The organism is Providencia sp. PROV236 (assembly GCF_033676985.1).
Taxonomy (GTDB): Bacteria; Pseudomonadota; Gammaproteobacteria; order Enterobacterales; family Enterobacteriaceae; genus Providencia; species Providencia manganoxydans.
In genome coordinates, this window is sequence record NZ_CP096297.1 from 3,945,147 (window position 1) to 3,967,930 (window position 22,784).

24 protein-coding genes are annotated in these 22,784 nt (G+C 38.7%); 12 read left to right on the plus strand and 12 right to left on the minus strand.

Annotated elements, in window-relative coordinates; translation table 11 throughout:
• Positions 1-22: 22 nt before the first annotated feature.
• The 8 genes from M1E96_RS18290 (at position 23) to M1E96_RS18325 (ending at position 4,837) form a co-directional block, all read left to right on the plus strand.
• Complete coding sequence (locus M1E96_RS18290; protein WP_337979975.1) at positions 23-769, plus strand: fimbria/pilus periplasmic chaperone; 747 nt, start codon at positions 23-25, stop codon at positions 767-769.
• A 12-nt stretch (positions 770-781) separates the two neighbouring features.
• Positions 782-1,363 (plus strand): fimbrial protein, encoded by a 582-nt coding sequence (locus M1E96_RS18295; RefSeq protein WP_337979604.1) that lies wholly within the window; start codon positions 782-784, stop codon positions 1,361-1,363.
• Positions 1,356-1,910, plus strand: a complete 555-nt coding sequence (locus M1E96_RS18300) for a fimbrial protein (RefSeq protein ID WP_070925382.1) — start codon at positions 1,356-1,358, stop codon at positions 1,908-1,910. The genes M1E96_RS18295 and M1E96_RS18300 overlap by 8 nt, the downstream gene beginning before the upstream one ends.
• An 11-nt stretch (positions 1,911-1,921) precedes the next feature.
• Positions 1,922-2,413, plus strand: a complete 492-nt coding sequence (locus M1E96_RS18305) for a fimbrial protein (protein WP_070925381.1) — start codon at positions 1,922-1,924, stop codon at positions 2,411-2,413.
• Complete coding sequence (locus M1E96_RS18310; RefSeq protein WP_070925380.1) at positions 2,413-2,943, plus strand: fimbrial protein; 531 nt, start codon at positions 2,413-2,415, stop codon at positions 2,941-2,943. The genes M1E96_RS18305 and M1E96_RS18310 overlap by 1 nt, the downstream gene beginning before the upstream one ends.
• Positions 2,944-2,963: 20 nt before the next feature.
• The gene (locus M1E96_RS18315) at positions 2,964-3,788 is read left to right on the plus strand and encodes an adhesin (protein ID WP_140182746.1); all 825 of its coding nucleotides are present in this window, start codon (positions 2,964-2,966) and stop codon (positions 3,786-3,788) included.
• A gap of 17 nt (positions 3,789-3,805) precedes the next feature.
• Positions 3,806-4,144 (plus strand): helix-turn-helix domain-containing protein, encoded by a 339-nt coding sequence (locus tag M1E96_RS18320; protein ID WP_233445666.1) that lies wholly within the window; start codon positions 3,806-3,808, stop codon positions 4,142-4,144.
• A gap of 324 nt (positions 4,145-4,468) precedes the next feature.
• Entirely contained in the window at positions 4,469-4,837 is a 369-nt protein-coding gene (locus M1E96_RS18325) for a DUF1992 domain-containing protein (protein ID WP_319067166.1), read from the plus strand.
• Here M1E96_RS18325 and M1E96_RS18330 read toward each other — a convergent pair.
• Complete coding sequence (locus M1E96_RS18330) at positions 4,824-5,519, minus strand: AraC family transcriptional regulator (protein ID WP_319067168.1); 696 nt, start codon at positions 5,517-5,519, stop codon at positions 4,824-4,826. The genes M1E96_RS18325 and M1E96_RS18330 overlap by 14 nt on opposite strands.
• A gap of 130 nt (positions 5,520-5,649) precedes the next feature.
• Positions 5,650-5,985, minus strand: coding sequence for a tRNA-binding protein (locus M1E96_RS18335; RefSeq protein WP_070925376.1), 336 nt, complete (start codon positions 5,983-5,985; stop codon positions 5,650-5,652).
• Between the two features lie 418 nt (positions 5,986-6,403).
• On the opposite strand from M1E96_RS18335, the gene M1E96_RS18340 reads away from it, so the two are divergent.
• Entirely contained in the window at positions 6,404-6,961 is a 558-nt protein-coding gene (locus M1E96_RS18340; RefSeq protein WP_140182749.1) for an NADPH-dependent FMN reductase, read from the plus strand.
• A 102-nt stretch (positions 6,962-7,063) separates the two neighbouring features.
• On the opposite strand, the gene potD is transcribed toward M1E96_RS18340, so the two are convergent.
• The 4 genes from potD to potA form a co-directional block, all read right to left on the minus strand.
• On the minus strand, positions 7,064-8,113 hold the full coding sequence (gene potD / locus M1E96_RS18345) for a spermidine/putrescine ABC transporter substrate-binding protein PotD (protein ID WP_070925375.1): 1,050 nt from the start codon (positions 8,111-8,113) through the stop codon (positions 7,064-7,066).
• A 187-nt stretch (positions 8,114-8,300) separates the two neighbouring features.
• Complete coding sequence (gene potC, locus M1E96_RS18350; RefSeq protein WP_070925374.1) at positions 8,301-9,086, minus strand: spermidine/putrescine ABC transporter permease PotC; 786 nt, start codon at positions 9,084-9,086, stop codon at positions 8,301-8,303.
• Positions 9,083-9,943 (minus strand): spermidine/putrescine ABC transporter permease PotB, encoded by an 861-nt coding sequence (gene potB, locus M1E96_RS18355; protein ID WP_180355048.1) that lies wholly within the window; start codon positions 9,941-9,943, stop codon positions 9,083-9,085. The genes potC and potB overlap by 4 nt, the downstream gene beginning before the upstream one ends.
• Positions 9,933-11,042, minus strand: coding sequence for a spermidine/putrescine ABC transporter ATP-binding protein PotA (gene potA / locus M1E96_RS18360; protein WP_070925373.1), 1,110 nt, complete (start codon positions 11,040-11,042; stop codon positions 9,933-9,935). The genes potB and potA overlap by 11 nt, the downstream gene beginning before the upstream one ends.
• A gap of 877 nt (positions 11,043-11,919) precedes the next feature.
• Here potA and M1E96_RS18365 point away from each other — a divergent pair.
• The gene (locus M1E96_RS18365; RefSeq protein WP_070925372.1) at positions 11,920-13,566 is read left to right on the plus strand and encodes a fumarate hydratase; all 1,647 of its coding nucleotides are present in this window, start codon (positions 11,920-11,922) and stop codon (positions 13,564-13,566) included.
• An 84-nt stretch (positions 13,567-13,650) separates the two neighbouring features.
• On the opposite strand, the gene M1E96_RS18370 is transcribed toward M1E96_RS18365, so the two are convergent.
• From M1E96_RS18370 to M1E96_RS18395, 6 genes are all read right to left on the minus strand, one after another.
• Positions 13,651-14,616: a fimbrial protein gene (locus M1E96_RS18370; RefSeq protein ID WP_369427272.1), complete on the minus strand. Its 966-nt coding sequence runs from the start codon at positions 14,614-14,616 to the stop codon at positions 13,651-13,653.
• A 16-nt stretch (positions 14,617-14,632) separates the two neighbouring features.
• Positions 14,633-15,184 (minus strand): fimbrial protein, encoded by a 552-nt coding sequence (locus M1E96_RS18375; protein ID WP_070925370.1) that lies wholly within the window; start codon positions 15,182-15,184, stop codon positions 14,633-14,635.
• 9 nt (positions 15,185-15,193) lie between these two features.
• Positions 15,194-15,922: a molecular chaperone gene (locus tag M1E96_RS18380; RefSeq protein WP_140182753.1), complete on the minus strand. Its 729-nt coding sequence runs from the start codon at positions 15,920-15,922 to the stop codon at positions 15,194-15,196.
• Positions 15,923-15,933: 11 nt separating this feature from the next.
• Complete coding sequence (locus tag M1E96_RS18385; RefSeq protein ID WP_369427273.1) at positions 15,934-18,429, minus strand: fimbria/pilus outer membrane usher protein; 2,496 nt, start codon at positions 18,427-18,429, stop codon at positions 15,934-15,936.
• Positions 18,430-18,632: 203 nt separating this feature from the next.
• On the minus strand, positions 18,633-19,193 hold the full coding sequence (locus M1E96_RS18390; protein WP_319067179.1) for a fimbrial protein: 561 nt from the start codon (positions 19,191-19,193) through the stop codon (positions 18,633-18,635).
• Positions 19,194-19,305: 112 nt separating this feature from the next.
• A complete protein-coding gene (locus tag M1E96_RS18395; protein WP_070925368.1) occupies positions 19,306-19,608 on the minus strand; it encodes a helix-turn-helix domain-containing protein in 303 nt (100 codons plus the stop codon).
• Between the two features lie 1,106 nt (positions 19,609-20,714).
• Here M1E96_RS18395 and M1E96_RS18400 point away from each other — a divergent pair.
• Both M1E96_RS18400 and M1E96_RS18405 read left to right on the plus strand, forming a co-directional pair.
• The gene (locus M1E96_RS18400) at positions 20,715-21,710 is read left to right on the plus strand and encodes a nitrilase family protein (RefSeq protein WP_319067181.1); all 996 of its coding nucleotides are present in this window, start codon (positions 20,715-20,717) and stop codon (positions 21,708-21,710) included.
• Between the two features lie 62 nt (positions 21,711-21,772).
• Positions 21,773-22,675: a LysR family transcriptional regulator gene (locus M1E96_RS18405; protein WP_337979608.1), complete on the plus strand. Its 903-nt coding sequence runs from the start codon at positions 21,773-21,775 to the stop codon at positions 22,673-22,675.
• Positions 22,676-22,784: the final 109 nt, after the last annotated feature.

Below are 22,784 nucleotides of genomic sequence, written 5' to 3' on the forward strand. Positions count from 1 at the left end.
AAAAGAGTTAATACATATGAAAATGAACAATATCGCACTTTTTACCACCACAATGACATTAACTGCGGTTCTTTGTAGTGAGGCAAATGCAGCTATCGCTTTAGATAGGACGCGTGTCATTTTTAATGGCAATGAAAAAACGATCAGCCTCAATGTGACCAACCAAAACAAAGAGCTTCCTTACCTTGCTCAAGGTTGGATAGAAGATGCTAACGGCACCAAAATCGAATCCCCACTCACGGTCTTGCCACCAGTACAGCGCGTTGAGGCAGGAGATAAAAGTCAGGTCAAAATTCAATCTCTACCAGACATTACGAAGTTACCACAAGATAGAGAAAGCGTGTTCTATTTTAATTTACGTGAAATACCCCCTAAAAGCAGCCAACCTAATGTCCTGCAAATCGCACTACAAACGCGTATTAAGTTGTTCTATCGCCCAAAAGCACTCTACGCTTCACGCAGTGATCTCGATAACCCATGGCAAGAAAAAATCACTCTACAGCGTGTAGGGGATAGTTACCAAATCCATAATCCAACCGCTTACTTTGTAACGATTGTTGACGCCGCTAAAGATCTGAAGAGTGACACAGTAGGTAATTTTGAGCCCGTAATGATTTCACCGAAGGGGAATGCCACCCTGCGCGGTAGCGCTAGTATGCTAGGAACCTCACCTGTACTGACTTATATCAATGATTATGGGGGTCGACCTAAGCTGACATTCAAATGCAGTGGTACCAGCTGTATCGTTGCCTCTTCTTCAGATAATTAATGGTGGATTTTCATGAAAAAGGCTCTCTTATTCTGTAGCACCATGCTCTGTGTAGCTCCGCCACTATTGGCAGCCAATAGTGATAATTGGCAAGTTGAGGGGCTGCATGGCGAAATACATGTGAGAGGTACCTTAACTGAAGCGCCATGCACGTTAGATATGGCTTCTGCATGGCAAGAAGTTTCTCTCGGTGATGTTCCTGCTTATCGTTTACGTAAGCCTGGTAACCAAGCAGAGCCTGTGCTTTTCACTCTACTATTTCGTGATTGTATTCGTTCACAAGGCGTTCTTTATGATCAACGAACCGACACACCGACATGGAGTGAAATGCAACCTATTGTCACTGTGTCATTTGTTGCCCCCGCTGATACGTATTTTCCTGAAATGTTGGCGGTCAGTGGAATAAGTGGATTGGCCTTGAAAGTTACCGATCAACAAAAGAACACTATCCGTTTAGGTAGCCGTGGTCGTCCACAATTTCTGGAATTTCCTCAAGGGCAGTTAACCTATTACGTCATTCCAGTACGTACTCCTGAAAAATTGAGTGAAGGACATTTTAGAGCCGTAATGGACTTTAGGGTGAATTATGATTGATTTAAATATTAAGCCTTTCACATTATGCCTCTGTATCAGTGCGCTTTTTGGGGTATCGACTGTCTATGCAGACTTACCTCAATCTAGGATCAATCCTACCGCTCAAGTACGGGCGATACCCGGTATTGTTTACGTCAACATTACCGGTACAGTGATCGCGCCTCCACCTTGCATTATCAATGATGGCAATCTTATTGAAGTTAATTTTGGCGAAGTCATGAGTTCTCGCATTGATGGTACTGCTTATAAAAAAGACGTCCTGTACACCGTTCAATGTAACAAAATGCCTGCATCAGCAAAAAATGCCATGAAAATGTCAGTACAGGGCAATAAGGCAAGTTTTGATAGCCAATCCCTCTCCACCAACATTGATGGACTTGGCATTGCCATTCATTACAACAATAGCAAGCTACCCGTTGGTCGAACCGTAAATTTTATCTACCCCAATGCACCTCAATTTGCAGTCGTTCCCGTACGTGATCTAACAGCCAACCTAAAAGGTGGTTATTTTGAATCGATCGCTACTTTATTAATTGAGTATCAGTGAGAGGAATTGCTATGTTTCAGCTGAACAAACAATACAGCCTGATAGTTGGCCTCTTACTGTCGTTAGTCGCCACAGGCACATTTGCTTCAAACATGAAGTTATACGGTATTTTACTTGAGCCACCCGCTTGTACCATCCAAGACGACAATGTCATTGATGTGTTCTTTGGCAAAAATGTCGGTATTCACCGCCTTGATGGCATTAATTACACCCAAGATGTCGACTATAAATTGGTGTGTGCACAGAACTCAAAAGGCTGGGTACTTAAGCTTTCAGTTTCAGGGCCACAAAGCAATTTTGATAGCGCAGCTCTGCAAACTAATGAAAAGAATTTAGCAATCCGCATTACTCAAAACGGTCAGCCTTTTGAGATTAATAAACCCATTACTATCACACCAACAACACCACCAGCAATTAAAGCTGTTCCGATTAAACGGCCAGGCTCTACGCTCACTGAAGGACCATTTTCGGTGACAGCAACACTGTTAGCGGAGTATCAATAATGAATAACAGCGTAAAGACACTGATATTAATGTTTATGCTCTCTTATATAGGTAGCGCGTCTGCCATACCTGATAACTTACATTTTCATGGCATTTTGGTGGAAGAGCCTTGCATCATCAAGCCGGGTGATGAATCAGTTCGCTTAGATTTCGGTAATGTTCCCGATAAAAACTTATATGCCTACGGCAGAACAGTCAGTGAAGCATTTACGATCAATTTATCTGAATGTGATACCAGTGTAGGTAAATCCGTCAATGTCACCTTTTCTGGCACCGCCAATATGGCTCTACCCGGCTATCTTGCACTGCAATCGAGTAGTAACGCGAGTGGATTTGCAATTGGTATTGAAGATGCAGATGGCACTTTTTTACCCGTCAACACTCAAGGTGAAAAGCTTGCTTTGCAAAATGGTACGACTGCATTGAAATTTAAGGCTTATTTAAAAGGTGAACCTGAAGCGATCAGCAAGAGAGAGATCAAACGAGGCCCTTTTAATGCCATAGCAACATTCAAACTGGACTACGAATAACTTAGAGGCTGCACACTAACATGAAATGGTTACCTTATTTTTTCACTGCCAGTATAGCAGCTAGCTCATTTTCTGCTTCTGCGGCAATTTTTTCGTATATTACGGAATCGACAGGAACCCCTGCTAACGCAACGTATACCTATGTTATCGAGCGTTGGGATGAAGAAGACCCTTATACTCCTAGCCCATGCGCCAATTGGTCTTCTTGCTATATCAATATTAACCATAAACACAACGCAAACGGTCAGCCAGGCCGAGTCACACAAACAATAGCCAATGTGACAGGCCTAAAAACCATGAGGGAAGTCCGAGCTAGGGTTATGCAATCTAGTGGCTTTCCTTTGAGCGGAACCGCTCTACATACCGGTGATGCTTTATCAAAAAACCAAGAATGCGTGGGACTTTTTTATCAAAGTATCAACTCAGGTTTAGTGGAAACTTCAGGTTATCTTCTACCGGGTTCTCTGTGTGGTATTGCACCACCTCCTGTTGGGGCATGTCGCATCGTTGAGTCAAGTATCAACATTAATTATGGTGATATCGATGAAGTTAGCTTACCTAAAGCCAGAAAGTCCACGTCTTTCCACGTAACCTGTAACCAAGAAATGACAGTATTAGTCATCGCATCAGGGGCTGATAGCGGCAAAGTCCCACTTCGTAGAGATAATAGTTTAAAAGCAAACTTATACCTAAATAATAATATCGCTGGACAAACCGGTGTTTCAATTTATGTGCCGAAGAATGGCACCACTCAGGTTCAGATTAGCTCTGAACTAGAAGTCAATGGGCGTGTTAGCGCAGGGCCATTTGCTGGTGCAGGCTCTGTCATTTTAACCATACCTTAATGAGTTAGGTGGTCATTATGTATATTCAAAATAATAGTGAAAAGATGCATTATCTGATTGGTCAACGGATCCTAAGAAAACGCAAAGAGCTGGGTTACACTGGCTCCCAATTAGCAACCATACTTGGTGTGAGCCAACAACAAATTTCACGTTATGAAAGAGGTAAAAACAAAGTTGATTTACTGCATTTATTTCGTATATCAATTGCCTTAAAAACGCCAATGCATTGGTTCTTAGAAGATATTACAGAGCAACTAGCACAATTTTTAGATGACGAACCAAAGTACCAACCCATTGCAAATAAAAGATACAATAAAATGCAGTTACAAGCAGAGGCGACATTATACTCTAAATAATATTGAGCATCACTGAAATCAGTCATGTTCGGCATGACAATCGCATTTGTAGTCGTACTTTCTATCATTAGTGCAATGGTCGATTACTCCATTCCACAAGGCATATTTACAGATTTAGATATAGGGATTTCAGCTATTTAGGGCTGCAATCGCTAGCTATGCTTATGACTTAAAAGAGACTAAAGGATTTGATGGTTGGAACCCATTTGAAAGATTACGCCTTGTGTCATTGATTGCGAATAGGCTGCTAAAAACGCAGCCTATTTTATATTTTCTATATGTGGTTTATCCTATATAGGAAATATAAAATAGAAAACAAATACCATGTCTATAATCGATGATTGGGCTGAACGCCATATTCAAACAGCTTTAAATAACGGTGAACTCGATAATCTTAAAGGAGAAGGCCATCCTTTATTACTCGATGATGACAGCCAAATTCCCGCTGAATTAAGAGCGGGCTATCGATTACTGAAAAATTCAGGCTATCTTCCCGCTGAGTTGCAATACCGTAAAGATGCATTAACTCTAGCCGAAATGTTAAAAAGCCTCACCGAGGACGATCCAAATTACTCATCTTTATCTAAACAGCTTACTTTATTAGAATTAAAGTTAAAACAGGCGAATATCAATACCGATTTTCTGCATGGCGAATATAACGCGCTTATTAAGCAACGATTTAAACCCGAATAGAGGAGCGGTACTCCATGGGTGTTTTACCATAAAACTGACGGAATGCTTGGCTAAAAGCAGAATGAGACTCATAGCCTACCGATAGTGCAACTTGTTCAATCGATGCCATTGTCATCAGTAACCGGCTCGCTGTTTCCATTCGTTTTTGTAAGATAAATTGCATCGCAGTTAATTGTGTTTCAGCCTTAAATTTACGTTGCAAAGTACTCACTGACATACAAAATGCATTTGCCATATCTTGGCAGCTGATCGGTAAATGTAATCGGGCATCTACCCATTGATTTACAGTATCAATCCACTGACTCTCTGGTTTTAATTGGGCAAGTAACAATCGAGCTAACATGAAGTTTTGTTCGGGCGGCTGAGGAAAGCGTTGCAACCAATTGAGTAACCCTATTGCTGCGGGTGTTAACGAAAACTGGGTCAGTTTTTCATCAACACTCCACTGTGAGGTCGTTGGCATTTCTAATACATAGTTTTGATTACCCAATTGCCCACTAAAGGCATGCTTCACACCTGGGGCAATCACCACACCACTGCCCGCACCTAATAAAAAGTGCTGCCGATGCATATTGATTTCCATTGCCCCCGATAATGCAAACACGATCTGCCACTGCCCATCATGTTGATGAGAAATAACATCTTCAGAGTATTGTCGATAGTGCAGTTCAGGTAATAGCAATAGATAACTCCTATTCACAACGAATAGGAGAATTATAACGATTTTAAAAATTAAAGCGCGGCCTACGCTAAATAATTCACATGCGGCTTAGCGAAAAATACGTAACGTGAAGTCATGACAAACACAATGATTAAGCGAGAAGCGCACCGTTAGGTAACGGCAAATTAAATTCGGCTAACACAATCGCACCTTTTTCATCGGGTGCACCTGTAATCAATACCTCTGATTTAATACCTGCAATCCGCTTAACTTCGAAGTTACAAACACAGAGTACTCGCTTACCAATCAGCTGCTCTGGGGTATAATTCACGGTGATCTGTGCACTTGAGCGTTTAATACCCAGTTCGCCTAAATCTACCTCCATCACATAAGCAGGTTTTTTGGCTTTGCTATTCACTTCTGCTTTAATGATTGTGCCTACACGCATTTCTACACGAGTGAAATCATCCCATTCAATTATTTGCATACTCTAGTCTCGGGTTATTATCTGATCATGACTTAAACTAGCATAAAATTGAGCTGCGCTTTTATCGCCAAACACGCATTTTATATTGTCAAAAGGTCATAGCTGGCTAAAACGCTGTTATGACTATACTTCTCATACATCAAGGTGCAAGAGGTTGATTACGCTACGCTCGCCGAGTCGGCGTGTTGATCTATGCTCTGCATCTACCTGCATTTCGAATTATTTAAAGTATGTATAATGAATTTTCTCACTGAGAAATTTACTGAAATGATTAAAATTTTTATATGAGTCATAATCGTGATACAACGGTATACCACTTACGTTAAATGTGATATTTGATGATAAAAATATCACCTTACACCGTATAAAGCACTAAGATACAAATGTATTTCTTCATTCATGTGAAAAGGGTTTTATTATGTCAAATCAATATCAAATCGGTGTTGTTGTTGGTAGCTTGCGTTCCGATTCATACAACAAAAAGGTCGCAAATGCTTTGATTAAGCTGTTCCCTAGTCATTTCACGTTTAAGTTCATTGATATTAGCGAGCTTCCTTTATACAACCAAGATGCTGATCAGCATGTGCCTACGACTGTGGCTCAATTTAAATCACAAATCAGCCAATGTGATGGCATTATTTTTGTTACCCCAGAATACAATCGCTCAATCCCTGGCGTGTTGAAAAATGCTATCGACCAAGGCTCCCGCCCGTGGGGTGATAATTCATGGAATGGCAAACCTGCTGGTATACTTGGCGTTTCAATCGGTAACATCAGTACAGCAATTGCACAACAGCACCTGCGCAATAGCTTGGCATTTTTAAATATGCCAACACTCAATCAACCTGAGTGCTTTTTGAAATGGTTTGATGGTATGGTGGATGAGCAAAATAATTTTGCCCAGAAGAGTAAAGAGTTTATCCAGACATGGGCTGATGCCTACGCACTGTTTGTGACAAAAAATATAGCGAAATAATCAAGAAAAGGCATCGCCAATCGCGATGCCTATAACTGCTGACAAACCTATTCTGTTTGTCGGCAGTCATTAAGATTTTTAAGATAAACAAGAACAAATCAATTAGCGGCCAGCTTTTAGCTTTTGGAAATACTCTTCATACAAAATATTGGTATTACCAACGTCACTTTGCCACTCACCTTTTTTCAGTACTTCTTCACTTGGATAGAGTGATGGATCGTTAGCAATTTCTGCTGGCAGCATTTTCTTCGCTTCAAGATTTGGTGTTGGATAGCCAATGGACTCAGCAACCTGAGCTGCAATTTCAGGACGTAATAAGAAATTAATTAGCTTATGAGCCCCTTCAGGATTCTTCGCATTCGCAGGAATGGCTAAACTATCCATCCAGAAAATACCGCCTTCTTTTGGCCATATCACTTCAATCGGTAAGCCTGCTTGGCGAGCAACAAACGCAGAGCCGTTCCAAAGCATGCCGACATCGACTTCCCCTTCAATAAATGGAGTTGCTGGATTATCAGAATTAAAAGCTAAGATATTAGGGCGTAGTTTCTGTAGCTCTTTATAGGCTTCTTCTATTTGTTTCGGGTCGGTGGTATTCCCTGAATAGCCTAGTTTAGTTAGAGCAACTTGGAATACTTCACGTGCATCATCCATCATCAGTAAACTATTTTTGTATTCAGGCTTCCAGAAATCGGCCCAAGAAGTGACAGTCGCAGGGTCAACAGCTTCACCGTTAATCCCAATACCTGTCGCTCCCCAAATATAAGGCACTGAGTAATCATTTTGTGGATCGAATTCTTTATGTAGCAGGTTAGGATCGAGATTTTTGAAATTACTCAATTTGTCTTTGTCGATCTTTTGCAGCATCCCTTCTTGACTCATTTTGGAGATAAAATAAGTTGAAGGTACCACCAAGTCATAAGCGCCCTCTTTGTAGGTTTTGAGCTTGGTATACATACTTTCATTTGATTCATAGGTGGAATAAATCACCTTGATCCCAGTCTCTTTAGTAAATTGCTCTAATAAACCGGGGGGAACATATTCTGTCCAGTTATAGAAATACAGTACGTCTTTATTTTCGTCAGCGGCAGTTGCCACGCCAATACTTGCAGCCATCACACCAGCAGCCAGTAAATAGGACCATTTTTTCATTACTGAGCATTCCTCAACAAAGTGTTGTTTATACTCGCCATGCATCAAGTTACAACTAACCGTTACAAACTCGAATTATTTTGCGTATATGTATCTTATAGGTTCCTAACAGAACCTACCCTCTTCGCCAAATGGCATTAAAAGAATTGAGCGACAATCGCTGCCGCTCAGTTTTTTACCACTAAAACTATTGTGATTGCTTGGACAGCTTATCTCGCATCACCCATTGGCTCAAGCAGACCAAAATCAGCGACATTAATAATAACACGGTAGCCAGTGCGTTAACTTCTGGGGAAACCCCAACTTTGACCATCGAGTAAATTTTCAATGGTAGGATTTCGTAGCTTGGCCCAGTCACAAATGATGAAACAACCACATCATCCATTGATAAAGTAAAGCTTAGTAGCCAACCTGCAACCACCGCTGGTAATGCAAGAGGTAAGATAATTTTACGCAAAATCGTAAATTCACCAGCACCTAAATCACGAGCAGCTTCCAACATTTTCACATCAAAATCTTTCAATCTTGCGTATACCGTTACGACAACAAAAGGTAAGCAGAAAGTGATGTGCGAAAATAATAGTGACCAAAAACCTAGGGAAACACCTAAGATCATAAAAAGTACAAGCAAAGAAATTGCCATCACAATATCAGGCGACATCATCACCACAAACAACATTCCACCAACAAATGGCTTACCTCTAAAGCGGTAACGAAATAACGCAACAGCGGTTAATGTGCCGATAATGGTTGCAAAGGTTGCCGATAATACCGCCATCGTTATGGAATGCCCAGCCGCTTGCAGCAGGCTGTCATTATTCATTAACAGTTCGTACCATTTCGTCGAAAAGCCCTGCCAATTAATCCCAAAACGTGATTCATTGAAAGAGTTAACAATCAAAATGATAATGGGTATATAAAGATAAGCGTAGATGATGGCCATAAAGCCACCTCGTAGCGTGCGACCGATCATTCTTCATATGCCTTTTTATTCAGTAGCTTAGCAGCTCGGTAATACACATATAGCAATAGCCCCATCATCACTGTCAAGAAGATGCTCGTTGCTGCACCAAACGGCCAATCGCGAATATTCAGGAACTGACTCTTAATAACGTTACCTATCAAGAGGTTTTTTGCTCCCCCCATCAAATCCGCCACATAAAACAGCCCCATTGCAGGTAATAAAACCAATAAACAACCTGCGATAATCCCTGGCATAGTTAACGGAATAATGATTTTCACAAATGTCTGGAACTTGCTCGCGCCAAGATCTCTTGCTGCTTCTAAGTAAGATTTATCCAGTTTTTCAATACTGGAATAGAGCGGCATTACCATAAATGGTAGCAGTATATAGATTAACCCTAATATGACAGCCTCTGGTGTATACATCAGCCTCATAGGTTTATCGATAATGCCAATCCATAGCAAAAAATCATTTAAATACCCTTTAGTACTTAAAAAAACTTTTAATCCATAGATACGGATTAATGAGTTAGTCCAAAATGGCACTATCAATAAAAACAGCATTAAAGGTTGGAGGCGTTTCGGTAATTTTGCCAATATAAACGCAAAAGGATAGCCGATAATCAAACAGAAAAAAGTGGCTATCAACGCCATATTTAGCGAATGAAGCATAACTTCAGCGTACATGGGATCAGACAAACGAATGTAGTTATCCCATGTAAAAATCATATCAACAAGGTCTGTATCACTACGAGTCAAAAAGCTAGCACCAATGATCATGATGTTTGGTAAAAATACAAACAACACTAACCAAGCAACGACTCCTGTGATAATCACATTTTGCAGGATCTTGTGTTTACGCTTGATCATCCAGTACTACCTCCCAACTTTCAACCCAAGTTACAGCAACTTTTTGGTTTAAGGAGTGATCAACATCAGGATCATCTTCATTGAAGAATTCACTGACCATAATGATTTTGCCATCTTCCATCTCAACAACAGAATCCAACGTCATCCCTTTATAGTTACGCTCGCGAACATAACCAATCAACCCTGGATAGTTTTCTGTATCGTTGACTTCTTCTACTCGAAGATCTTCAGGACGTAGTAACACATGAACCGATTGGCCTTCTTCTACAGGAAGTGCAGTGAAAATATCGCATTCATGACCTTCTACACTGGCACGGATCCTTTGTTCATCAATACGATAAAGTACTTTTGCATCAAAAATATTGATTTCACCAATAAATTGAGCCACAAACAGGTTTTTTGGCTCCTCATAAATTTCACGAGGAGAACCATCTTGCTCAATTTTACCTTCTCGCATTACGATAATGCGATCTGACATGGCAAGCGCTTCTTCTTGATCATGCGTAACAAAAATAAAAGTGATACCTAACTTGCGTTGTAGCGCTTTTAATTCGTTCTGCATCTGTTTACGCAGCTTATAATCAAGGGCGGATAACGACTCATCCAGAAGCAACACTTTTGGGCGATTCACCACCGCTCGCGCTATCGCAACACGTTGCTGTTGCCCACCAGATAGTTGAGCGGGTCTGCGTTGCGCGAAATCATCAAGCTGTACCATGCGCAATACTTGGTCAACTCTTTTTTGAATTTCATCAGCAGGGGTTTTTTGCATTCGCAAGCCAAAAGCGACATTTTCAAAAACAGTCATATGCGGGAAAAGTGCATAACTTTGGAATACCGTATTCACAAAGCGATGCTCGGCAGGGATATCAGTAATATCCTGACCATCAAGAATAATTTTGCCGTCATCAACATCTTCTAAGCCAGCAATTAAACGCAGAACCGTTGTTTTGCCGCAGCCAGAAGGCCCCAAAATGGTTAGAAACTCACCATTTTGGATGGTTAAGTCAAGCTCAGAAATAATTTGTTTGCCATCAAAAGCTTTATTTAATGCTTTTAATTCAACGAGTGGTGTCAGAGAGGTTGTCTCAGTCATTTATATTACACTCTATCCCTACTAATAATGCAGATAGAATCGCTACCGTTAAAGACTGTATAAGCTCATCGGAGATAACCCCAGCAAAGCCCAAAACCAGTAGCGCCATTTAAATTTCATTAAGTGCTGCATGATAAACACAGTTAGTGCAAATTGAAAGCCATTTTCGGCACTTCATTTGTCTTTCATTTTGAAAATTCAATGAAATAATTGTCTTTATGAGAAAAATAAGCAACTTAACAAGATTGTTAGTGATCTGAAGTTTTTGTCCTTCCTCCTCCACACCCTAACTATACTCTAAATAAGTTAAATATATTATTCATAGAGTTACGTCTTATAATGATTTTTATTACACTTAAGATGATAAGCATCATCGATATTTTATCTCTATATATCGCGTGAGAGGTCTTATTGTTAAAAGTAATTTGTTAATTAAGTGGTAGAAATCCGATCAATGCCTGAATATTGGCTCAAGATGAATAAACACATGTTAATTTAGGTTTCATCAGCAAATAGCTTGTAACATTAATAACATATCCCTTCAGCAATCCCATGCCAATTCTCACTTTAATAGCAAGCTAATACCTATAATGTTAATCAATATCATATTATTTCGTCCATTTTATTGAATATAATATCCCTATTAAAAATAAGTGTATTCAGTTTTTGTATCATCTATTTCGGTTTTATCGACCATCTAAACACAAAATTTAATTAGTAATAACAGTCGCCTGTACGGGGCATATTTTCAAAATACGCTAAATAATTCGAGGGACAGCTAGGTAATAAGTGGGTTTCATCACCCTACCTCAACATACAACGCACAACTTGCAGTATGACGAATATATTCCACTGAATTAATATGTGAGTGAACAAAATGCCTAATAAAGAGTTTTTCTATCAAGATCCGTATCCTTTAGCAGAGGATAATACTGAATATTATCAATTAACTAACAAGTATGTTTCTGTACAATCATTTGCTGGCAAGGATATATTAAAGATTGAACCAGAAGCATTAACCGTACTCGCAGCACAAGCTATCTATGATTCCCAATTTTTTTTAAGAACGGCCCATCAAAAACAAGTTGCCGCTATTTTGTCGGATCCAGAAGCCAGTGAAAACGATAAGTATGTCGCGTTACAACTACTGCGTAATGCAGAAATCTCTGCAAAAGGGATCTTACCCAATTGCCAAGATACTGGCACAACAACCATTGTAGCTAAAAAAGGCCAGCAAGTTTGGACTGGTTGTAACGACGCGGAGCAATTATCACGGGGTGTTTATCAAGTTTTCCAGCAAGAGAATCTACGCTTTTCACAAAATGCTGCGCTAGATATGTATACCGAGGTCAATACCGGCACTAATTTACCTGCTCAAATTGATATTTTTGCCACCGAAGGCGATGAATACCATTTTTTATTCGTCAATAAAGGCGCTGGCTCAGCCAATAAATCCGCTTTATTTCAAGAAACAAAAACAATCTTAGAGCCCAACAAACTCAAAGCATTTTTAATTGAAAAAATGAAGGCACTAGGTACAACAGCTTGCCCTCCCTATCATATCGCCTTTGTTATTGGTGGTACCTCAGCAGAAGCAACCTTAAAAGCGACAAAACTGGCGTCAACAAAATATTATGATAATTTACCGACATCAGGTAATGAACATGGTCAAGCTTTCCGCGATATTGAATTGGAAGAAACCTTATTAGAAGCGACTCGCCACTTCGGCTTTGGTGCTCAGTTTGGTGGGAAATATTTCGCACATGATGTTCGAGTTATCCGTTTGCCTCGTCATGGCGGCTCTTGTCCGATCGGATTAGCGATTTCCTGCTCTTCTGATCGCAATATCAAAGCGAAGATCAATAAACACGGAATATGGATTGAAAAAATGGAGCACAATCCTGCGCAATATATTCCAGAGTCATTACGCCATCACAATGAAGCTAAAGTGGTGCATATCGATTTAAACCAACCAATGAAAAATATTTTAGCTGAACTCAGTAAACATCCAGTTTCTACGCGGGTGTCACTCAGTGGGCCACTCATCATTGCGCGTGATATCGCCCATATGAAGCTCAAAGAACGCCTCGATAGTGGCGAAGAGCTACCACAATATTTTAAAGATCACATGGTTTACTATGCAGGACCAGCAAAAAAACCTGAAGATAAAGTTTCCGGATCTTTAGGTCCTACCACTGGAAATCGAATGGATCCTTATGTTGATCTCTTTCAATCCCATGGTGGTAGCATGCTGATGTTAGCAAAAGGAAATCGCACCCAAACTGTCACCGATGCATGTAAAAAACATGGAGGTTTTTATTTAGGAAGTATTGGTGGTTCAGCAGCAATACTTGCGCAAGAGTACGTCAAAAGCTTAAGCTGCCTTGAATACCCAGAACTCGGCATGGAAGCTGTATGGAAAATGGAAGTTGAAGGACTGCCTGCCTTTATTTTAGTGGATGATAAAGGGAATAACTTCTTTGAGCAGGTTCAAGATCAAACCTGTAAACATTGTATTAAATAATAAAGCAGGTGGCAGTTAATCCTGCCACCTTTTTGTTAATGCGCAATAAAGCCATTCCCTGGCAAAACACTTCCACAAACATCACTAATAATAATTTATTCGTACAATGGTCGAGGCATTAAAGCTCCCTGTTTTCACCGTACTGGATTTCTTAATCGATGCATTATACGTTCGCATAACAGATGTGCTTCCCTTAGGTAAGGAACCAAAAAACTCGAAATAGTTAAACTTCACTAGATTGTTTTTATCATCTGCGATGGTCAAATTTGTTCCATTTCCTAGGTCAATCGCATAATCACCGTTAAGCTTATCGGTTGTTTCAAAATTAACATTCATCGAGAAATTATCTAAACAGCCTCTTTTTAACGCTTGAACTTGAAATTGCTTAGTAAACTCTTGGCCGCGATTCAATTCCGTGATCATCAGTTGGCCAAAATCAATTTGCTGAGATTCAGGGTAAACTTTAATATCTGCACCACATTTTAAAAATCGAATGCCTGTCAACCCTGAAATTGAATATCTTAGGTTTTTTGCACCTGGTGTCGTATTTATTCCACCACTACCATCAAATTGGAAAACGGTAAATTGATTATCACCATCGTAATGTCCTGATGGGGGAACAACCCCTGTAACTTTAATATACAATGTGAAATTAACGACTACCGTAACATTTTGTTTTCCACTAATAGGTGGTGTCCCTAAACTGACTTTTTGTTTATCACGCTCCAGCTGCTGGCCTTGGTAATTAGCGCCTAGTAATAGGCCAGTTCCTAATTTCTGGGATGTTGGGTTGAAATACATATGAACGACGTCAACCATATTCCCAAGTACATTATCGCAAAATACTGTCACAGTCATAGGATCAGACTGCCATATAATGGTACCAGCAGGCGTATCTGCTGGAATAGCCAGTTGCCCAACAGGGACAGGAGGTTTAATAACCACACCGGTACCACTTTCCACGCAATCTAAAGCGAATCCCCTTGTACTGAAAAACGTTAATAATAATAAAAGTAAGAAACTACTATATTTGATATTTCTGTGTATCATGCGTTATACACCTTAATTAAAGATAGGCAATACTCAACGTAATTTGTGTTTTAATATTACCTACAGTTAAATCTTTTCGAGGAAGATAGCTTTCTAACATTGAATAAATTGTTATTTGCTGGTTATCGTCAAAATAAATAGGGTAATTACGATACTCTCCATTTGGCACCGTATTCCCATTTTTATCCATTAACCGAATACCGTAACCGTTTAAAAGGGTTTTACCGCCAAATAAATTACGGTCAGTACTTTTTGTTGGCTCAGAAATAAACATGATCCGTACTACTGGCTCCCTGTCATTACGATTGAATGAAGGAAAAATACAATCATCAAATTTCAATTTAATTTCTTGTTTGGGGCTTCTGTCCCCTATTTCATTAAAAAAATTAAGAGAAATCGGTCCTAAATCAATATTCTGATCCAATGATGAAAAACTGATCTTACAAGGCAATGAAATAACTTGACCGGTAAAATTCAAATCACCTTTCATCATGCTACTATCTGCATAAATAGTGCTAGAAAATAGCATACAAATAAACAAGCCTATTGATGCGTAGCAATTTCTCATCGTCAATTCCTATTTACTATCTTTAGTTAATTGGCAAACGGAGGCAGCACACTGATAGGTAAGCATTTTCATTCCACCATAATCATCCATATAACCGCTGTATAACTGACTAAAAGGTGTGGCAGGAACCGTGACCGTTTCTTGTGACATCGGGGCAATCATTACACTTTCAAATCCCGGAAAATTATTCTTTGAGTCACTGCTTAAATACCCCAACGTGACATAATATTTTGTTGGATTAGCAATCACTAAATTGCGGCCTGTGTGAGTGTATTTAAGTTCCTTAGCCCATACTTTATCGCTGTTGTTTTCAATTTGAGGCGGTCGATAAAACATTTTTAAACGACTCTGGATCGCGATTTGCACCACATTCTCTTTATCAGAAACAGGTGGAATTTCCCTCACATTTAAATAAAATAATGATTCCCTATCTTGAGGTAATTTATCTAATCCTTCAGTTTTAATAATTTTTATTTGATTTTTTGCATTTGGCTCAACTCGTTGCATTGGAGGAAGCACAGTAAAAGGCTCAGAAACCTTATTACCTTTTTCATCTTCCATCCATGATTGCGCCAAATAAGGCATCGTTTTGCTTTGATTATTAATAACTAAACTAACAGATTTATCCTGTCCCGGAAAAATAATCCTTGTACGGTCAATATTAATTGCCGCTGATGCTGTTTGCACACTCAGCAATATAAATGCAAAGCAAACAGAGGATCGATACATTTTATTCATAACGCTTTCCTTTAAAGGCAGGGAAGTAAAACTTTACTTTGTTGTTTCTCGGAAAAATTAGTGAAGTTCAAACGGCATTGCTCATTTCCACCAGCCCATTTAACAGAATATTCCTCATCTGGGTTAATACCTGTCAAATAAACAATGCCATTGTCAGCAATGATCCCCACTTCTCTACCGCTATTTATTTCCACCACACTGGTACCTAATGGTGGATATTTACCATTTTCTAAACGAACTACGGCTAAAATGCGTTTACCTTGGTTTGCGCGGATCATTTGATAACCAATCGCACCTTCGGTTAGGGTTTTACCAATAATATTGTCATTCACATCAACATCATCTGGTAGAGTGTTCATGTCGATATATACATCAGAGTTAGAAAAACTGTTTAAACTGGTTGCTACGCCTACCCCAAAGCGGTTAGTCACTGATTGGCCATTGTCAATTGAGATACCGACAACATCACCACTATCAATCATGATCCTAGGTTCATTTGCGGTTCCATTACGATGCAAGGCAGCGCCATATTTTGTCGCAGTCATCGAACCATACCAACTTCCGCCTAACGCTCTGTAAGAATTAATGTTATCAGTACCATTGATGTTTAACACACCGTATGGTGATGAATATTGGTAGCTACCACTAAGATTCGGCTCCATACGACCTAACTCACGCTTATCTCCACCAACACGCACACTCCAATAGTTGTTATTAAGGTTCTCACTATAATAGGCAACAGATTGGCCTAAGCTTTTACCACCATCTGCATATTGCATGTCATAGCTTACTGAACCACCACTCTCTAGAGGAATAGAGAATGATAAATAGGCTTGGTTATCATCCGTTTCCTGATATTTAATTTTATTCAGCGACAATGTAGCCGAAATATTTTTCAGTTTACCTAAACTGAAAATCTTGCTCAGACTCATGCCAAATGTTGTTGTCGACTCACTGTTCCAAAATTGATGATGAGAGGCATTGAAATACAAAGTCACATCAAGTGGGCTGATATATTGATTAAAAGATGCGGTATAAACGTTTTTATCGCGTCTAAAATCCAACACACCGTTAGCCGCATCAATATATTGCGGCATGGTTAAAAATTCTTTTTCCGAGAATTTATAGCCAGCAAAAGTAACTTGTGAATTGGTAGATTCAAAACGTTTAGAATAATTCAGTCGATAACTGTTTCCAGAATAGGTACCAAAATGATCAAGTCTTGCATTGGTTCGTGTAATATCAAACGAGATAGCACCGAATTGGTTCATATTTTGACCAATACCAATGTTCACAGCCTGATAGTTATTATTATCTATTGTCGCGATCAAACCGCCAAATATGGACGTATTACTCCATAGCCCATAGGACACTTCACCTGCAAAAAATCGTGGTTCAACTCGCTGTGAACGCCCGAAAGGACTTGATTCACCAGCTGAAAACTTATATTGCAGCTGGCCTTGTCGAGTTAAAAATGGCAGTGAGGTCGCGGTCACCTGATAAGTTGTTTTTGAGCCATTTTCTTCTTCGATGGCAATATCCAACGTTCCCTGCACCGCTTCAGTAATGTCCTGAATATTAAACGGACCCGGTGCAACTCGAGTTTGCTTAATCACACGCCCATTCTGGGAAATAATGACGGTTGCATTGGTTTGTGCAATTCCTGTAATTTGAGGTGCATAACCACGCATAGAAGGGGGTAGCATTCGGCTATCACTAAAAAATGACGCCCCTACAAAACGGAAACTATCAAAAATATCCGTTTTCAAATAAGACTCACCTAATAATATTTTTGCACCTAATTCAGGAAACGCTCTAAATGCATACAGCTGAGTCCAATCGAATCGCTGATTGCTTGTTCCTTGTGAACGATTATATTGATATTGATAATCAGCACGAAAGCGCCACGCACCTAAGTTAACCCCAGCGGTACCATTACTACTCGCACTAACCGTTTCGCTATTATTTTTCGGTGCAGAATAGTTAGCAAATAAATTATAATCAATAAATGCACCTGTTATACCATTTTCCCACTGGGATGGTGGCACCCAATAAGGATCATCATATTCGAGCCAAGCTTGAGGCACTGAAAATAAAATATTTTGGTTAGCTTTATCGAAACGATAGTGAATATCTGTTGATTTAGGTAGTTCAACACATTGACCATTTTTATTCTTTAATATTTCATTGCTAACTTTTTTTTTCAGTGCAAATAATTGCACCATTTCAGAGGTTATACAAAGTGAAGAAGTATCTTTATTAATTTCATTAAATTTAATTAAATATTGTCCAGAGAGCTTTCGGCCATTTAATGTAATATCCGTAAGATACTCACCTGCGGGTATAAAATCAGGGTTAGAAAACTGACTGAGATCAATATTATCTCTATCCTTTGCATCAATAATATTCATATTAAACTCTACAGCCTTAGAAACACCGGATACAGACAGTGCCAGCAGAATAGAGAATAATACTTTATTCACTTTAAATTGAGGCGATAAAGACATGATGATCCCTGTCAAAATAGGTAAACCAATTAAAACAAAAGATGGAAAGTAACAGGCAATTCATTACCTGTTACTTAATATTTTCGGTATAGTTCAAGTATTATCTAGACGATAAACAGCCCTCAAACCTTGCAAATAACATGCATGATTTAAGTATTTTTACTGTATCAGTAATTAGATAATTTAAAATATAACGAATTAAATTACAGATAATTTAATGCATAAGTTGCTTGAGAGATAATGCTACCTGTTTCAACTTTACTACCGTTCGCTTCAACACGTGCACTGAAAGTCAACTTATTAGGACCAGCAACCATTGGTAATTCAACACTAGTATCACCAACTTTCATTACTGCACCATCAGCGTTAATCAAACGAACACCAACGCCTTTAGATGTACCTGTATTCGCTAATAGCTCAGTTTTTGTTGAATCAGGGGTACCAGAGAAAGTGACTTTAACTTTGCTAACAGCTGGGAATAGAACATTATCATCTGAATCTTTAACTTCGCCTAAGTCACAGTTTTCTAATGCAATCGTATATTGAACGCTTTGGCTATATTTATTACCAGTTTCTAATACTTTGTTTGCAACTTGACCTAAATCGACGTTAACGGTGCCATCACCAGGCAAAGTACATGGTGCATTGATCACTTTACCTTTAAAGTTAATAACACCACTTCCTTGATCAGTTGCTGCATTTGCGGCACCAGTTACAAATGAAGCTGCAATGATTGTAGCTAATGCAATTTTAGATAATTTCATTTTATATTCCTATTTTAAGAAAGACGACTGACATACAAACTGCCTAACGATATAAAATCGTCAGGTAGAATTTAATTTTTATTAAGGCGATTTATTAAAGATAAATTACAAACTATAAATAATGATTCACCATTCTATACTTCATAGTGTTAGATTTATTTTCGGCTGTTTTCTTTGATTCAGAATATTTTTCAATTAAAAAAATATCGTCATTAAAAAAACAAATCAAGTCTGTTTCTAGTGCTTTCGCTAAATTAAGAAGATTACCTAAGGTAATATTACATTCCCCTCTTTCATAACGAGAAATTTGCTGCTGGCTTACACCAATAAGATCGGCAAGCTCAATACCAGAGAGACCTAGTTTCTTTCTTCTTCTGCGAATTTCTTTACCAACGATCTGGTTTACATTTTTCATTTGTTCAGACCCGAGCTCATATTAAGCGATCTATAGACGAAAATAAAAATCAGTAAGATTTAACTATAGTAAATTTAGTAAATTGTTATTTTAAATCGTCATAATTAAAAGAAACAGCCCAGATTATAAATATGGGATTTGACTTAATTATAGATTTCATTATTTGAAAGTAAAACTGTTTGTAACGATCGATACAATCAATCAAATTAGATAAAACCTATCAAATATATCCTTTGAGAAAATCTTAAATTTTAAAATAATTTAGTTAGTATTTTACTATGTTTGATCTTCTTGAAAAAAATAAATTTAAACACATAACTCAATGATAAATAAAACTATTACATATTACACTTAAACGTTGTATTTGTATAAAAAAATTCTCTAGTTACAATTTAATAATAAACTCCATGTACTATTATGAAATAATTTCATTTCATTATTGATATATATAGAGAAATTAAAATAATTTAAATTAAAATTTAATTTAAATCACTTATTTTAGATTATAATAATTTTACCATTCACAATGGTTTATTTATGTTATCCGATCCTTTCAATCTAAGAGTGCAGCAGCAAATCAATACACAATAAAGGAGTACGGAACATATTAAAAACTAAGATCGCCTCCTTTTAGATACATTTTATATACTTAATCAATGCTTAGCTGATTTTAACCTTATAACTCATAATAAATCAGACTTATTGGTTATATTTACTAGTATTTAGTTTATCTTTCAGAATAATAAATGATTATAATCAATCAGTTATATGGATAGGTGAATGTAACAAACCAATAAAAAGTGTTTCTATTTAATACATCAATTATGATAAAACAACATAAACCCCAAAAAAAATGTGACAATAACTCACAAAATTGATTAGAAAAAATACAACTATCAATATTAAATACCAGTTTGTACAAAAAATTAAAAATCAATCGATGAAATACCCCTCTTTTTGGCCAACAACTCAAGCGATAAGCATACAATATTCTATCCAGATCGCTCCATTCGATAACCAATAGTTATTGAATTAGAGAATATCTCATTATATTTAGGTTTCATTATATGGTGTCATCTACTTTTCATTAGAGAGGAGTTGATGCCATGACCAAACAAATACGAGTTGCGACCGTACAGTTTCAACATAAAGCTTCCGACAAAGATTATAACCTTCAGCAGATCCATCATTTTATCGATCAGGCTGCCTCACAAAATGTGCAAATTTTAGCTTTACCTGAAATGTGTATTACAGGTTATTGGCATGTACCCAAATTGTCCGATGAAGATGTTTATCAACTCAGTGAAACCTTACATAATAGCCCATCACTCACTCCGATCCGGCAACGAGCACAAGAACTCAATATGATTATTGGTGTTGGGCTAATTGAAAGAGGTTTAGATGATAAGTGCTATAATACTTGGGTCGCCTGTATGCCTGATGGTAGCTATCACGCACATCGAAAACTGCATCCTTTTGAACATCAAATCATCCAACAAGGTGATAGCTACACGGTATTCGATACACCTTGGGGGGTAAAGGCGGGTATTTTGATCTGCTGGGATAACAACCTGATCGAGAACTCACGTATTACTGCATTAATGGGCGCTGATATTATTTTAGCACCTCACCAAACAGGTGGAACAAATTCTCGTAGCCCTCACAGCATGAAACCAATCCCGATGGCATTATGGGAAAATAGACAACAAGCACCAGAAGCACTGCGTAACGCATTTCAAGGTGAACACGGCCGTGGTTGGTTAATGCGCTGGCTACCTGCTAGAGCTCATGATAATGGTGTTTTTTACGTTTTCAGTAATGGAGTCGGCCGAGATGAGGACGAGATACGCACGGGTAATGCCATGCTCATCGATCCATATGGCCGCATCATCAAAGAAAGTCATGCAATAGAAGATGACATCATTATTGCTGATCTCGATTTAGACCTGCTCCCGATGTCAACAGGCCGTCGTTGGCTTTCAGGGCGCCGCCCTGAGCTATATGGTGCGCTAACACAAACCATGGGTTATGAACGTGATACCCGAAGTGTACGCTTTGCTGATACTGCGGTGGCTATCTCAAAGCCCTGTGTTAAGTCATAATAAGTCATATACTGATAAAACTAATTATGGTTTTGGCCCATTCAGATTATTAAAGAGGCATGATGGATAGTCGTTTATTACGTGCATTTGTCATTTTAGCTGAAACGGCTAACTATCATGCGGCCGCATCACTGTTGCATATCACCCAACCGGCGCTAACCAAACAAATCAAGCTACTTGAACAGCAGCTTTCAGTGGTTTTATTTGAACGTGGGCGCCATGGAGCACACCTGACAAACAGTGGTCGAACGTTATTACCTTTAGCTCAACAAATTCTATCAAGAACAGAAAAATTGCTACATAAAGCTATTGAGTTAAATACACAACTTCCAACGTCACTGAGCGTGGGTTTTGGCATTTCAGCTTTTCATGAAGCCTCTTTTTTTGTTGCCCACTTACGGGAACATTTACCTCAGACAACAATTTCGTTGGATGATATGCCATCAGAGACCATGATCCAAAAATTGGAAAACCGCCAGCTACAAATAGCCTTTCTACGTCGCCCTGACAAAAAACTTCCATCACAATTTTCAATCTACCCGCTAAAACAAGAAACCTTAGCTCTCGCTATTTCACATTCACAATGGGTGGATAAACCCATAGAACAGCTGTTAACAATCCATCCTTATTTGGCATTACGCAAAGCGCGAGGTGCGGGTTTGTCTCAGCAAATTAGCCAATTTTTAGAACATCAGCAGCTATCACTCAAACCAGCCCAAGAGTCTAGTGATATTCAAACCATTATTGCTTTAGTTGCTGCTGGAGCAGGGATCAGTTTATTACCGTATAGCGCTCGACATATTAGCCATCACGATATCCACTTTATTCCTCTTGAAGATAAACCATTTTCGACTTGGCCGATTGATGTAGCTTGGCTCTCATCACATTCAGCCCATTTACAACATATAATAACAACTTTACTTGAAGAAACAGTCCATCACTTCAATCAAGGGTCCCCTGTTTAAATAGCAGCATTTATCCTATATGACAGGTAAAGGAACTCTGCTATTTATATACTCTAAATAATTCGCGACGCAGCTAGGCAACAACCCTGCATCTTGAAGTATGACGAAT

Bases quoted from the DNA above. Each gene is read 5' to 3' on its own strand.
- M1E96_RS18385 (WP_369427273.1), bottom strand. From the start codon at position 18,429: ATGTCTTTATCGCCTCAATTTAAAGTGAATAAAGTATTATTCTCTATT.
- M1E96_RS18390 (WP_319067179.1), bottom strand. From the start codon at position 19,193: ATGAAATTATCTAAAATTGCATTAGCTACAATCATTGCAGCTTCATTT.
- M1E96_RS18335 (WP_070925376.1), bottom strand. From the start codon at position 5,985: ATGCAAATAATTGAATGGGATGATTTCACTCGTGTAGAAATGCGTGTA.
- M1E96_RS18290 (WP_337979975.1), top strand. From the start codon at position 23: ATGAACAATATCGCACTTTTTACCACCACAATGACATTAACTGCGGTT.
- M1E96_RS18375 (WP_070925370.1), bottom strand. From the start codon at position 15,184: ATGAGAAATTGCTACGCATCAATAGGCTTGTTTATTTGTATGCTATTT.
- M1E96_RS18305 (WP_070925381.1), top strand. From the start codon at position 1,922: ATGTTTCAGCTGAACAAACAATACAGCCTGATAGTTGGCCTCTTACTG.
- M1E96_RS18395 (WP_070925368.1), bottom strand. From the start codon at position 19,608: ATGAAAAATGTAAACCAGATCGTTGGTAAAGAAATTCGCAGAAGAAGA.
- M1E96_RS18320 (WP_233445666.1), top strand. From the start codon at position 3,806: ATGTATATTCAAAATAATAGTGAAAAGATGCATTATCTGATTGGTCAA.
- potD (WP_070925375.1), bottom strand. From the start codon at position 8,113: ATGAAAAAATGGTCCTATTTACTGGCTGCTGGTGTGATGGCTGCAAGT.
- M1E96_RS18365 (WP_070925372.1), top strand. From the start codon at position 11,920: ATGCCTAATAAAGAGTTTTTCTATCAAGATCCGTATCCTTTAGCAGAG.
- potA (WP_070925373.1), bottom strand. From the start codon at position 11,042: ATGACTGAGACAACCTCTCTGACACCACTCGTTGAATTAAAAGCATTA.
- M1E96_RS18295 (WP_337979604.1), top strand. From the start codon at position 782: ATGAAAAAGGCTCTCTTATTCTGTAGCACCATGCTCTGTGTAGCTCCG.
- M1E96_RS18310 (WP_070925380.1), top strand. From the start codon at position 2,413: ATGAATAACAGCGTAAAGACACTGATATTAATGTTTATGCTCTCTTAT.
- M1E96_RS18325 (WP_319067166.1), top strand. From the start codon at position 4,469: ATGTCTATAATCGATGATTGGGCTGAACGCCATATTCAAACAGCTTTA.
- M1E96_RS18380 (WP_140182753.1), bottom strand. From the start codon at position 15,922: ATGAATAAAATGTATCGATCCTCTGTTTGCTTTGCATTTATATTGCTG.
- M1E96_RS18315 (WP_140182746.1), top strand. From the start codon at position 2,964: ATGAAATGGTTACCTTATTTTTTCACTGCCAGTATAGCAGCTAGCTCA.
- M1E96_RS18400 (WP_319067181.1), top strand. From the start codon at position 20,715: ATGACCAAACAAATACGAGTTGCGACCGTACAGTTTCAACATAAAGCT.
- M1E96_RS18300 (WP_070925382.1), top strand. From the start codon at position 1,356: ATGATTGATTTAAATATTAAGCCTTTCACATTATGCCTCTGTATCAGT.
- M1E96_RS18370 (WP_369427272.1), bottom strand. From the start codon at position 14,616: ATGATACACAGAAATATCAAATATAGTAGTTTCTTACTTTTATTATTA.
- M1E96_RS18405 (WP_337979608.1), top strand. From the start codon at position 21,773: ATGGATAGTCGTTTATTACGTGCATTTGTCATTTTAGCTGAAACGGCT.
- potC (WP_070925374.1), bottom strand. From the start codon at position 9,086: ATGATCGGTCGCACGCTACGAGGTGGCTTTATGGCCATCATCTACGCT.
- M1E96_RS18340 (WP_140182749.1), top strand. From the start codon at position 6,404: ATGTCAAATCAATATCAAATCGGTGTTGTTGTTGGTAGCTTGCGTTCC.